The sequence below is a fragment of the Faecousia sp. genome, assembly GCF_048519415.1.
Classification (GTDB): domain Bacteria; phylum Bacillota; class Clostridia; order Oscillospirales; family Oscillospiraceae; genus JAZOXB01.
This window is the reverse complement of the sequence record NZ_DBFZUT010000015.1, coordinates 1-12,519: the sequence shown is the minus strand read 5'-3', so window position 1 is coordinate 12,519 and position 12,519 is coordinate 1. Positions and strand designations below refer to the sequence as shown.

Sequence of the window (12,519 nt, the reverse complement as noted above, 5' to 3'; positions counted from 1 at the left end):
ATCAGTTAGTTATTGACCTAGTTTAGCAGGGAAGTAGTCCTTTTGTCAAGAGGGGATGGAAAGATTTAACATAAAAATAACCTTGAAACGGAGAAATGAAAGAAATCGGCAGGGGAATCCGGGGATTTTCCACCATTTCCCGCCAAAACAAGACTCAAAACTGAATATAATTCCTGTATAAAATGCATAAAAAGAACGCAGATACCGGTCCGGCCATCGCCGGGGTATCTGCGCTGTAAAAGAAGGAGGCCTCCGGCTATAAGCGGAATACCTGCAACCCGAATGGCGCAAATCAGTATTCGCATTCCGAAGACCTCCCGGGAGACCGCGCTGGGGGGCCGGGGTCCAATTCCCCGGTGGTCATACGCTGTCTGCAGCTATAGTATACCAGAGCGCGGTTCGGGCGTCAAGCCCCAAGCACAAATCGGGCGCTCATGGAGAGGCCTGCGAGCTTGCGGATAGCCGGTCGAACGGATTCCGGAATTGCTCAGGCTCACGCCGCAGCGGGCACGATCCCGCAGCCGGAAGGGAGAGCGGCAGCAACCGGAGGCGGCCGGAATGCTGTCCCGAATTCTCGCGAACAGTTGAAATGAACGAACGCAACAAAATAAAAATTTTGTTGCGTTTGAGACAGAGATATGCTATAATAGAGGCATACAAAGCCGAATGCCGGTTTTCCGGTCCCGGCGCCTGTTTGGAGGTGTTATTATGATCGATCCGGATACTCCGGAGATCCTGCGGCAATTTCTGGCGTACCACGAGACCATCAAGGGCCAGTCGCCCAAGACCATCGACGAATATCATCTGGACCTGCGGATGTTCCTGCGGTTCCTTGTGCTCATGCGTAGCGAAATGCCGATCGACACCGATCTGGAGACGATCTCCGTCCGGTGCGTCGATGTCGAATTTCTGCGAAGCGTGACGACGAACGATATCTTCGACTTCCTGAGCTATCTGGCCCGCGAACGCAGGACACAGGACGGCACCGGCCTCGGTGCGTCGGCACGCGCGCGGAAGCTTTCGGCCATCAAGTCGTTTTTCAAATATCTGACCACCCGCACGAAGCTGCTCGACGAGAATCCCGCGCAGGACATCGAATACCCGCGTATGCGCCGTGCGCTGCCGAAGTATCTGACGCTCGAGGAAAGCCGCCGTCTGCTCGCTGCGGTCGACGGGCCGAACCGGGCACGCGACTATGCGATCCTGATGCTGTTTCTGAACTGCGGCATCCGCCGCGCGGAGCTGGTGGGCTTAAATCGAAATGACGTATACAACGATCGAATTCGCGTAACAGGCAAAGGAAACAAGGAGCGCTTCGTCTATTTCGGCGAAACGACGCGTGAGGCGCTGGATTCCTACCTTCCCGAACGCAACAAAATCGTTCTGGATGACGATCGGGCGCTGTTCGGCTCCCGTGACCACAGGCGTCTGAGCGTGACGGCCGTGCACCGTCTGGTCAAAAAGCACATGCTGGCGGCCGGGCTGGACCCGGAGCAATACTCCGCGCACAAGCTGCGCCACACCGCCGCCACGCTGATGGTCGCAAACGGCGTGGACCTCAGAACGGTGCAGGAGGTGCTTGGCCACGAGCACCTGAACACGACGGAGATTTACACCCACATCGAAAATACCGAGCTGAAGATCGCCGCAGAGGCCAATCCCCTCTCGCGTCCGGCTCCGAAGGAGACACATCATGAGAAAGACCCTGTTATTTGACCTCGACGGCACGCTGCTGAACACGCTGGAGGACCTGCGCGACAGCACGAATTTTGCGCTGCGGACCTATGGCTATCCGGAGCGCTCGCTGGAGGAGGTCCGGCGGTTTGTCGGAAATGGTCTGAAAATGCTGCTGACCCGCGCCGTACCGCAGGGCAGCTCCGAGGCCGAGATCGAGCGTGCGCTGGCGTGCATGAAGGCGCACTACTGCGAAAACTATCACAACAAGACCGTCCCCTATCCCGGCATTCCGGAGCTGCTGCAGCGCCTGCAGCAGGCGGGCTTCCGCATGGCCATCGTCTCAAACAAGGCCGATCCGGCCGTGCAGCTCATCCGCACGCTGTATTTTGACGGCATCATCGACGTTGCGGTCGGCGAATCCCCTGCCTGTTCCAAAAAGCCCGCGCCGGATATGGTCCTCGCGGCACTGCAGCGGCTCGGCAGCACGGCGGACGATGCGATCTATCTCGGCGACTCCGAGGTCGATCTGCAGACTGCGAGGAATTCCGGTCTCCCCTGCGCCACGGTCGGCTGGGGCTTCCGCACGGAGGCCGAGCTGCGCGCAGCCGGGGCGCAGACGATCTATCACTCGCCGGAGGCGCTCGGCAAGGCGCTGCTGGACGGCAGCATCCAGTGAAGGAAGCGGGTCTTCTGCCGTTCATAGGTGGATAATGGGCGGAAATCGCTGTCCTCATCGTGGGCGCAGACGAGAATTTGCCGCCCCGTTCCCACAACGAGCAGGCAGTGCGCATAACGCCGCCCATCGAAGCTGAGCTGGATGACATCGCCCGGCTGCAGATCTTCCGGGCCGCATTCTACGCCGCGCAGGCCGTCTTTGCGGTCGGAGCGCGTGAAAAAGCGCCAGAACGGCTCGACGCCGCTCCAGGCAGGCGCCTTGTCGTTCCCGGAACGGTAATACCAGCCCCACAGCGGCGTCGGGTCCTCCGGCGCGCCGCCTGCCAGCAGGCACTGCGAAACAAAGCTCGTGCAATCTCCGCCGAGCCGGTCAAAGGCGAGATACTCCGGATTCCGCCCAAAGGCCCAGCGGTGCGCATAGGCCTGCGCCCTTTCCCGGGAAAAGTCCATTCCGATCCCCTCCGCACGCATAATTTCAGCTCCGACACAGTCTATGTGCCGGAGCTGTTTTTCGTGCAGGCGGGAGATCAGTCCACGCGGCGGATGATGCCCATCGGGGTCTGCTGGTCGTCCTGACCGAGCGGATTGTCCTTCAGAATGCGGGCATAGAGCTTCTTGTTCACGGCCTTGGAGGAAGCGCCGAGGATCTGGCCCTCGAGGTCGTTGATATCGACGATGGCGACGTCATAGCCGACGCGCGCAGCAATGTCCTTTGCGACCTGATCCGGCTTCAGCGGACCGAGGACGACATAGTGGTTGTACGGCGGGATCGTGTTGTGGCACGGGCCGTCGATGGAGCGGGCGCGGTAACCGGCCACGGCGTAGAACCAGCCCTTCTTGCGGAAAATCTTCTTGCCGATGACAGAGATGGCGGCCGCAAACAGGATGCGCAGCGAGCCGACCTCGCGCAGGGCCATTTCCATCGTCTCGGGCATGCCGAGGCCGATGCCGTGCGGCGTCTTGGTGACATGGGCGCTGAGCTTATAGGCCAGCTTGCGCGGCTTGATGTCCGCAAGCGGAATGGCGCGGCGCTGCGTGCAGGCCACGCACTTTTCCGAGATGAACAGCACGTCGCCGGGCTTGGACAGCACGGGCTTGCCGTACTTCTCGGCCACGTCAAGGATGTTGTCCTTATCCGTGATCAGGTGGGTCTTGATGGGCAGGCGCTGATAGCGCACGCCGTCGACCTCAATGATGTCGTTTTTCCCCGCATTGGGGTGCAGCTCTTGTTCCATGACGAATGCTCCCTATTTATTTGATATTCAGAATTTCCTTGTAATACGGCCAGAGGCCCTGCTTCTCCGGATAGTGCGGCGCAAGCTGGCACAGATCCGTTCCGGGGTAATCGTTGCCCTCGATGAGCACGGGGCCGTCCGGCGTGACGGCAACATCCCAGCCGACGTGGCAGATCTGCGGCACGACGAGCGCGGCCTTCCTGGCAAAAGCCACGGCCTCCTGTACCATCGGGAGCTGATAGCCCTCGAAGCGGATGCCGGTGTCCGGATGCGTCTCGTAGACGTTGAAATAATCGTCCGTTGCGACGGAGCAGATCTTACCGGTCTTCTCGTCCACGCGACAGATGACGCCGCCCTGCCCGGAGTTGTCGCAGAAGCCGTCTCCCCTGCCGATCTTCAGCACGATATAGGCAATGTGTACGGTGTCGCCGACACGGTCCGTGACGATGCGCATGGTGTTGACGGATTGCGGGTGCAGCTTCGCCATATCCGGATGCTGCGCAAGCGGCTCCTCCAGCACGTCGAGGCCCTTTTCCTTCAGATAGGCCAGCAGCTTCTCCGCATCCGGCCAGTCCGCCGTGCGGAGCTTCTCGATGCCGTTGCCGCAGGTGCCGCGGCTCGGCTTGGCGAAGAAGCAGTCGAGCCCCTGCAGGAATGCGGACAGCTCGTCCGGCGTTGCCGCGGCGGCATTCAGCGTCCGGCGGCCGAGGAAATCGGCAAAGCGGACATTGAAGCGGAGCTTATCATCGAACTCATCACCATAGCCGGGCTGATTCATCAGCTCGCAGACCTTTTTGTTTCGCACGCGCGTCAGATAGGTGTCGCGCTGCTTGCCGTTCATGTCGTAGAAGCCGAACATCACATAGTCATAGTACCCTGCGCCGTAGCGCGCCGCGCACCAGAGAATGTCGCAGAATGTGCGCGCCTTGCTGTGGCCGCTCTTCTGCTTGACAACGCCCATGACGTAGTTCAGCTTTTCAAAGCGGACGCCGCGCAGCACGCGGGTGATATATTTGATCCCGGGCATATGATTCCCCTCCCGTCAGTATTCTTTCCAAAGCAATATCATACAATAATTCTCAGAAAAAATCTACTGTTATTTTGACGGTTTCCCGGCTGCCCCGGCGCATATCCCGGCGTTTTTGCCCAAAAATATCGCTCCGGCAGGACGGTTCCGCCGGAGCGATCGCAGGCGTATTCGGTTTTGTCTAGAGGGCGACGGCCATGGCCTCGCGAATATTGCGCACCCGCAGCAGCTCCAGTCCCTCCGGTGCGCGGAGGCTCTGCGTGCCGCTGCGCGGGATGAGGCAGCGCGTGAAGCCGAGCCGGTGCAGCTCGGACAGGCGCTGATTGAGCTGGTTGACGGCACGGATCTCACCGGTCAGGCCGACCTCGCCGATGGCGGCGAGCGTGTCGGGCGCAGGCTTGTCCAGCGCGGCGGAGGCGACGGCGATGGCGATGGCCAGATCGGCCGCAGGCTCGTCCAGCCGCAGGCCGCCGATGACGTTCAGGTAGACGTCCGCCGAGCCGAACCGCAGGCCGCCGCGCTTTTCCAGCACGGCCAGCAGCATGGCGGCACGGTTATAGTCATAGCCGTTGCTCGTGCGGCGCGGCATGTTGTAGGTTGTCTGACATACGAGCGCCTGCACCTCGGCAAGGACCGGGCGCGTGCCCTCCATCACGCAGGCGACGCAGGTGCCCGGCGTGCCAAGCGGCCGCCCGGCCAGCAGCAGCTCCGAGGGATTCGGGACCTCGCGCAGGCCGCGGTCATCCATTTCAAACACGCCGATCTCGTTTGTGGAGCCGAAGCGGTTCTTCGCCGCGCGCAGCAGACGGTAGGTCGTGTGCTCCTCGCCTTCGAAATACAGGACGCAGTCGACCATGTGCTCGAGCACCTTCGGTCCGGCGATCGCGCCCTCCTTGTTGATGTGGCCGACGACGAACACCGTCACGCCGCAGCGCTTGGAATACTGCATCAGGCGCATGGTGCAGTCGCGCACCTGCGCGATGCTGCCGGGCGAGGACGTCTTGTCCTCCGTGTAGAGCGTCTGGATGGAGTCAACGATGAGAAGGCCGGGCTGCATACGTTCGGCCGCGGCCAGAATTTCGTCCAGACTCGTCTCGCACAGCAGCCACAGCGCGTCGGACTGCACGCCGAGGCGCTCGGCGCGGAGCTTGAGCTGGTTCTCGCTCTCCTCGCCGGAGACATAGAGGATCGTCTGCTCCCGGCAGATCTGCGCACAGATCTGCAGCAGCAGTGTGGATTTGCCGATGCCCGGTGCGCCGCTCACGAGCACGAGCGACCCGCGCACCGCGCCGCCGCCCAGCACCCGGTCCAGCTCGGACAGGCCGGTCCCGAAGCGCAGCTCCTCCCCGCTCGTCACCTCGTTCAGGCGCTTCGGCTGCACGCCGACACCGCGCGCGGCGGACGTTCGGTTGGAGAGACTGCTGCGGGACGGCGCGGCGGCCTGCGGCGGGGTATATTCCTCCAGCGTGTTCCACTGCCCGCAGGACGGGCAGCGGCCCTGCCACCGCGGCGTCTCGTTGCCGCAGTTCGAGCAGAGAAAAACGGTCTTAGCAGCTTTCATAGGGTTCCTCCAGAAATTCCAGCATGCCGCAGCACAGAACTGCCGCAAGCTTCTTCTGATATTCCGGCGTGCGCAGCAGGGCCTCCTCCGCCGGGTTGGACAGGAAACCGCACTCCACGAGCACAGCAGGGCAGCTCACATGCTTCAGAAGGTAGATCTCCCCCGCTTTTTTGCAGGCCCGGTGATTGCCCGGATCAAGCTGCGTGCCAAGTAAGGTCTGCAGCCGTTCCGCCAGTGCGCGGCTGCCGTCTGCGGCGGCATAAAACACCTGCGCGCCGCGGTATTTTGACTCCGGAAAATGATTCTGATGGATGCTCAGGAGCACGGCCTTCGACGTTTCCTCCGTCAGGCGGACGCGCGCCCGGATATCGGACGCCTTGCGCGCCGCGATCGTCGCAGCGTCTGTGTCGTGCAGCGATACATCCTGTGTGCGCAGCATACGCGTCCTCTGCCCGAGGAGGGCAAACAGGTCGTTCACGCGCAGCGCGATCTCCAGATTGAGGCCGCTCTCCCGCACGCCGGTGCAGGACAGCGTCCCGCCGTCCTCTCCACCGTGCCCGGCATCCACAACGACGGTCGTCCCGGTTTCCCGGGAAAATACGGCAACGGCGCTCCCCACGCGGGAGAGCGCCATCGCAGACAGCAGTGCCGCCGCGCAGACCAGCGCATAGAGCCCGGCGGGTTTGATCCAGTTCTTCATTCCGAACACCCCCATTCGACTCTATGCGGGTGCGGAAAATTTATGACAGGCGCTGCTTGAAATCCTCGTAGCCGAAGCTGCGGATGCAGCGCTCCGTGCCGTCCAAAGTGCGAAGCGCGATGGACGGGAGCGGCATGCCGTTGAATGTGTTGTTCTTCACCATGGAATAAATGGCCATGTCGCCGAATTCCAGCACATAGCCGACGGCCAGCGGACGGTCAAAGGAATAATCCCCGATGATGTCCCCTGCCAGACACGTCGGTCCGCCGAGGCGGTAGGAATAGGCCTTTTCCCCCGGCAGGCCGCTGCCGCGCAGCGGCGGACGGTATGGCATCTCCAGCACATCCGGCATATGGCAGGCGGCGGACGTATCCAGAATGGCGATCTTTCCGCCGTTTTCAACGATATCGAGCACGGTGCAGCGCAGGATGCCTGCGTTCAGCGCGACGGCCTCGCCCGGCTCCAGATAGACCTGCAGCCCATAGCGCTGCTGGATGCGGTCGATGCAGCGCTCGAGCCGCGGAATGTCATAGCCCGGCCGGGTGATGTGGTGCCCGCCGCCGAAATTCAGCCAGCGCAGTCCGGGGAAAAACTCGCCGAAGCGTGCCTCGACGGCGTCCAGCGTCGTCTCCAGCGCATCGGAATCCTGCTCGCAGAGCGTGTGGAAGTGTAGACCGCTGAGCAGCGGCAGCACCTCGGGGTCGAACTGCGCCCGGGTAACGCCGAGGCGGGACTTTTCGCCGCAGGGGTCATAGATCGCGTGGCCCTCCTGTGTGGAGCACTCGGGATTGATGCGCAGACCGGCCTGCTTCCCGGCAGCGAGGACCTGCGGCGCGTAGGCGCGAAGCTGGGCGCAGGAGTTGAACACGACATGGTCGCACAGGCGGGCCAGCTCCGGGATATCCTCGGCGCGGTAGGCGGCGGAGAACACATGGTTTTCGCCCTGCAGCTCCTCGGCCGCCAGCCGGGCCTCAAAAAGGCCGCTGGCCGTCGCGCCGTCGAGATATTCCGCGATGATCGGATAGACGGCGAACATGGAGAACGCCTTCTGCGCCAGCAGAATTTTGCAGCCTGTGCGCTCGCGCACACCGCGGAGAATTTCAAGGTTCCGGCGCAGAGCGGCCTCGTCGATCAGGTAATACGGCGTGTTCATGCGACGGTCTCGGGGTTCTCCTCCACGACCCAGGGCAGGCCGTATTCATTCAGCATCTGCATATAGGGATCGGGGTCGAACTCGTCGGTCGTGTAGACGCCCTTCTTGCTCCACTGCCCGGAGAGCACCATGGCGGCGCCGATCATGGCCGGAACGCCCGTCGTATAGGCAACAGCCTGGCAGCCGAGCTCCTTATAGCACTCCTGATGATCGCAGACATTGTAGATATAGATGGTCTTCTCCTTGCCATCCTTGACGCCGGTGATGATGCAGCCGATGTTCGTCTTGCCGACGGTGCGCGGGCCGAGCGAAGCCGGGTCCGGCAGCAGCGTCTTGAGGAACTGGATGGGGACGATCTGCTGACCGTTGAATTCGACCGGCGTCGTCGAGAGCATGCCGACGTTCTCAAGGCACTTCATATGCGTCAGATAGCTCTGACCGAATGTCATGAAGAAGCGGATGCGCTTGACCTCCGGCAGGTTGCGGGCCAGCGCCTCGATCTCCTCGTGGTGCAGCAGATACATGTCCTTCCTGCCGACCTGTGGGAAATCATACTCGCGGTGGATGGACATGGCGGGAATCTCGATCCAATGGCCGTCCTCCCAGTAGGAGCCGGGCGCAGAGACCTCGCGGAGGTTGACCTCCGGGTTGAAGTTCGTGGCGAAGGGATAGCCGTGGTCGCCGCCGTTGCAGTCGAGGATGTCGATGGTGTGGATCTCGTCAAAATAGTGCTTCTTGGCATAGGCGACGAACACGGACGTGACGCCCGGGTCAAAGCCGGTGCCGAGCAGGCCCGTCAGACCGGCCTTGCGGAAGCGCTCGTCATAGGCCCACTGCCACGAATAGTCAAAGTAGGCGGAGAAGCCCAGCTCCTTGCAGCGCTTTTCGTAGATCTCGCGCCATGCGGGATCGTCGGTGTTTTCCGGCTCGTAGTTCGCGGTGTCGATATAGTCCACGCCGCACTCGAGGCAGGCCTCCATCACGGAAAGGTCCTGATACGGCAGGGCCAGATTCAGCACGGCATCCGGGCGGACGTCGCGGATGAGCACACACAGCGCGGCGACGTTATCGGCGTCGACCTCGGCCGTGGAGATGACGGTCTTCGTCTTCCCGGCGAGCTTTTCCTTGAGGGCGTCGCACTTCGCCTTTGTGCGGCTGGCGAGCACGAGCTCCGTAAACAGGCCGTCATTCTGACAGCACTTCTGAATGGCGACCTGTGCAACGCCGCCGCAGCCAATGACCAGTAATTTTGCCATAATGATCTCTCCTTATTGCGGCTCCACATCGCGCAGCAGCTCCTCGACATACGTCGGCAGGGAGAAGGCGCTGCGGTGCAGCTTCGCATTGTAATAGCGGGTAGAAAGGCCAAGAAGCGTCCAGGCCGTCGGATTGAAGTCCGTGACGGGATGGTATTTCTTCGAGGCAAAGCCGAACAGCCAATGGCCGGACGGATACGTCGGGATATGCGCCTGATAGACGCGGCTGATGGGGAAGCATTCCACGATGCGCTTGTGCGCACGCTGCATGGCGGCCGCATCGGCGGCATAGAACGGGCTTTCGTGCTGATTGACCATGATGCCGTCCTCGCGCAGGGCATTATAGCAGCTGCCGTAGAATTCCTTTGTGAACAGGCCCTCACCGGGGCCGAACGGGTCCGTGGAGTCCACGATGATGAGGTCGTATTTGTTCTCGCAGGAGCGGATGAACTTCAGCCCGTCCGCAATATGGATATGCACGCGCGGGTCGTCGAGACGGCAGGCCGTCTTCGGCAGATACTTGCGGCAGACCTCGATGACCAGCTCGTCGATCTCGACGAGGTCGATGCACTTCGGCGACTGATAGCGCGTCAGCTCGCGCACGACGCCGCCGTCGCCCGCGCCGATGACGAGGATGTTCTCGGGATTCGGGTGGACGGCCATGGGGATGTGCGTGATCATCTCATGATAGATGAACTCGTCCTTCTCCGTCAGCATCATATAGCCGTCAAGCGTCAGGAAGCGGCCGAATTCCCGCGACTCGAACACGTCGATCCGCTGGAATTCGCTCTGCGCCGTATAGAGCTGGCGCTCGACCTTGATGGAAAAATTCACATACGGCGTATGCCGCTCCGTAAACCAAAGCTCCATTGTCTCACTCCTTTGTCAGCACGTTCAGGTATTCGGTGTGCAGGTCCTCCGGGCCGGTCAGGTTGCAGCCCTTGGCCTTGGCATAGGTGATATAGTCCAGTACGTCGCGCGTGATGCGCTCGCCCGGCGCAAGGATGGGGATGCCGGGCGGATAGCACATGACGAACTCGCCGCAGACGCGGCCCTCGCATTGCTCCAGCGGCAGACGGACCTTCCGGCCGTAGAACGCGTCCTGCGGGGAAAGCACGACCTGCGGCGGAATGTATTCCTGTGTCAGCATACCGGCCGTACCGGTGCGCCTGAAGCGGCGGCGCAGATCGGCCATGGCGCTGACGAGGCGCTCGATCTCGCGCTCGCGGTCGCCGACGGACACATAGGCCAGAATATTGCCGATGTCGCCGAACTCGATCTGGATGCCGTATTCGTCGCGCAGCAGATCATAGACTTCGATCCCGGCCAGGCCGAGCCCGAGCGTGTGGACGGACAGCTTCGTGATGTCGAAGTCGAAAAAGCTCGTTCCGTTGATGCGCTCTTTGGAGAACGCATCGTAATCGCCGATGGCGTTGATCTCCGCGCGGGCATATTCCGCCAGCGCAGCGACGCGCGCCATGGTCTCCTGCCCGCGCAGGGCCAGATTCCGGCGCGAAATGTCCAGGCTTGCCAGCAGCAGGTACGACGCGCTTGTCGTCTGTGTCAGGTTGATCACGGCGCGGACATAGCCCTCGCTCATGGCAGGACCGATGAGCAGCATGGAGCTCTGCGTCAGGCTGCCGCCGGACTTGTGCATGCTGACGGCCGCCATATCCGCCCCCGCCGCCATGGCGGAAACGGGCAGCGCGTCCGAAAACGAGAAATGCGTACCGTGAGCTTCGTCCGCCAGCACGCGCATGCCGTGTGCGTGGGCCAGCTTCACGATGCTTCGCAGATCAGAGCAGACGCCGTAATACGTCGGATTGTTCACGAGGACAGCCTTCGCGTCCGGATTGGCCTCGATGGCGCGCTCCACGTCGGCAAGCGACATGCCCAGCGCGATGCCGAGCTGCGGATCGACGCCCGGATTAACATAGACCGGCACGGCACCGCACAGCACGAGCGCATTGATGGCACTGCGGTGCACATTGCGCGGCATGATGATCTTGTCGCCCCTTTTGCACACGCTCAGGATCATGGCCTGCACGGAGCCGGTCGTTCCGCTGACCATGAAGAAAGCATGTGCTGCACCGAAGGCTTGCGCAGCCAGCACCTCGGCGTCGTGGATGACGGACACCGGGTGGCAGAGGTTGTCGAGCGGCTTCATGGAGTTGACGTCGGCATCCATTGTGGCCTGCCCGAGGAACTCTGTCAGCTCCGGATTCCCCTTCCCGTGCTTGTGGCCCGGCACATCGAACGGAACGACGCGCTCTTTGGAAAAGGCACGCAAAGCCTCGAAGATCGGCGCGCGTGCCTGAGAAAGCTGGTTTTCCATATCAATAGATGTTCCTTCCGCTGAAGATCTCGATCATTTCGCGCCGCAGACTGGAGCTGATGTCCAGCCGGGTCTGAGGCGGAAGCTCGTTGGCATCCACGTTGAACAGGTAGTTCTGCAGATCCAGCTCTTTGATGAGCATGTTCGTGTGGAAGAGGTTCGCCTGATAGACGTTGATGTCGATGGCATCGTAACGTGCCAGAATTTTGGCGTCGATATAGTCCTGGATCGACGTGATGTCATGGTCGATAAACAGCTTTTTTCCGGACACGTCACGCGTAAAGCCACGCACGCGGTAATCCAGCGTGATGATGTCGGAATCGAAGCTGCCGATTAGATAATCCAGAGTAGAAAGCGGCGTGATCTCCCCGCAGGTCTCCACATCGATGTCCACGCGGAACGTAGCGATGCAGGTCTCGGGGTGGTATTCTGGGTAGGTGTGCGCTGTCACATGGCTTTTATCCAGATGGCCAAGCACAAGTCGGCTGTCTGCGCGCTTGATGGCGGCATCCTCGGCCAGAAGCAGCGTGACGGAAGCGCCCTGCGGATCATAATCCTGCTTGGAAATATTCAGAACCTCTGCGCCGATCATCTGCGAGACGTTCGTCAGGATCTTCACGAGGCGGTCGGAATTATACTGCTCATCGATATAGGCAATATACTTCTGCTGCTCGCGCTCGGTCTTGGCATAGCAGACGTCGTAAATGTTAAAGCTCAGCGCCTTTGTCAGGTTATTGAACCCATAAAGCTTCAGCTTATTCTCCATGGAAGCTCCCCCATTTCCCCGGAAAGATCAAAAAACGGCAAGTGAACCCCTCACTTGCCGCATAGCGCATTCCCGGCGGACGCGATCTCGCGCCGCCGCAGCAGGACAAAAATGACAGGTTTCAGAGTCTATAT

12 protein-coding genes are annotated in these 12,519 nt (G+C 61.2%); 2 read left to right on the top strand and 10 right to left on the bottom strand.

What is annotated here, in order from left to right; genetic code table 11:
* Nucleotides 1-708: 708 nt before the first annotated feature.
* Both ACMKFF_RS01925 and ACMKFF_RS01920 read left to right on the top strand, forming a co-directional pair.
* Nucleotides 709-1,716, top strand: a complete 1,008-nt coding sequence (locus ACMKFF_RS01925) for a tyrosine recombinase XerC (protein WP_419495867.1) — start codon at nt 709-711, stop codon at nt 1,714-1,716.
* Nucleotides 1,694-2,353: an HAD family hydrolase gene (locus ACMKFF_RS01920; RefSeq protein WP_419495866.1), complete on the top strand. Its 660-nt coding sequence runs from the start codon at nt 1,694-1,696 to the stop codon at nt 2,351-2,353. The genes ACMKFF_RS01925 and ACMKFF_RS01920 overlap by 23 nt, the downstream gene beginning before the upstream one ends.
* On the opposite strand, the gene ACMKFF_RS01915 is transcribed toward ACMKFF_RS01920, so the two are convergent.
* The 10 genes from ACMKFF_RS01915 to speD all read right to left on the bottom strand — a co-directional run bounded on the left by ACMKFF_RS01915 (nt 2,302) and on the right by speD (nt 12,385).
* Nucleotides 2,302-2,802: an amidase domain-containing protein gene (locus ACMKFF_RS01915; RefSeq protein ID WP_419495865.1), complete on the bottom strand. Its 501-nt coding sequence runs from the start codon at nt 2,800-2,802 to the stop codon at nt 2,302-2,304. The genes ACMKFF_RS01920 and ACMKFF_RS01915 overlap by 52 nt on opposite strands.
* 77 nt (nt 2,803-2,879) lie before the next feature.
* Nucleotides 2,880-3,587, bottom strand: coding sequence for a coenzyme F420-0:L-glutamate ligase (locus tag ACMKFF_RS01910; protein WP_349135202.1), 708 nt, complete (start codon nt 3,585-3,587; stop codon nt 2,880-2,882).
* 16 nt (nt 3,588-3,603) lie between these two features.
* A complete protein-coding gene (locus ACMKFF_RS01905) occupies nt 3,604-4,614 on the bottom strand; it encodes a sugar-transfer associated ATP-grasp domain-containing protein (RefSeq protein ID WP_419495864.1) in 1,011 nt (336 codons plus the stop codon).
* A 181-nt stretch (nt 4,615-4,795) separates the two neighbouring features.
* On the bottom strand, nt 4,796-6,175 hold the full coding sequence (gene radA, locus ACMKFF_RS01900) for a DNA repair protein RadA (protein WP_419495863.1): 1,380 nt from the start codon (nt 6,173-6,175) through the stop codon (nt 4,796-4,798).
* On the bottom strand, nt 6,162-6,875 hold the full coding sequence (locus ACMKFF_RS01895) for an N-acetylmuramoyl-L-alanine amidase (protein WP_419495862.1): 714 nt from the start codon (nt 6,873-6,875) through the stop codon (nt 6,162-6,164). The genes radA and ACMKFF_RS01895 overlap by 14 nt, the downstream gene beginning before the upstream one ends.
* A gap of 40 nt (nt 6,876-6,915) precedes the next feature.
* Nucleotides 6,916-8,028, bottom strand: a complete 1,113-nt coding sequence (gene nspC, locus ACMKFF_RS01890) for a carboxynorspermidine decarboxylase (RefSeq protein WP_419495861.1) — start codon at nt 8,026-8,028, stop codon at nt 6,916-6,918.
* Complete coding sequence (locus tag ACMKFF_RS01885) at nt 8,025-9,284, bottom strand: saccharopine dehydrogenase family protein (RefSeq protein ID WP_367927533.1); 1,260 nt, start codon at nt 9,282-9,284, stop codon at nt 8,025-8,027. The genes nspC and ACMKFF_RS01885 overlap by 4 nt, the downstream gene beginning before the upstream one ends.
* A gap of 12 nt (nt 9,285-9,296) precedes the next feature.
* Nucleotides 9,297-10,154 carry a polyamine aminopropyltransferase gene (gene speE / locus ACMKFF_RS01880; protein WP_349135196.1) on the bottom strand — a complete coding sequence of 286 codons (858 nt, stop codon included), beginning with the start codon at nt 10,152-10,154 and terminating at the stop codon, nt 9,297-9,299.
* A 4-nt stretch (nt 10,155-10,158) separates the two neighbouring features.
* Nucleotides 10,159-11,619 (bottom strand): aminotransferase class I/II-fold pyridoxal phosphate-dependent enzyme, encoded by a 1,461-nt coding sequence (locus tag ACMKFF_RS01875; RefSeq protein ID WP_417325337.1) that lies wholly within the window; start codon nt 11,617-11,619, stop codon nt 10,159-10,161.
* A 1-nt stretch (nt 11,620) separates the two neighbouring features.
* Nucleotides 11,621-12,385: an adenosylmethionine decarboxylase gene (speD, locus tag ACMKFF_RS01870; protein ID WP_349135194.1), complete on the bottom strand. Its 765-nt coding sequence runs from the start codon at nt 12,383-12,385 to the stop codon at nt 11,621-11,623.
* Between the last annotated feature and the right edge of the window lie 134 nt (nt 12,386-12,519).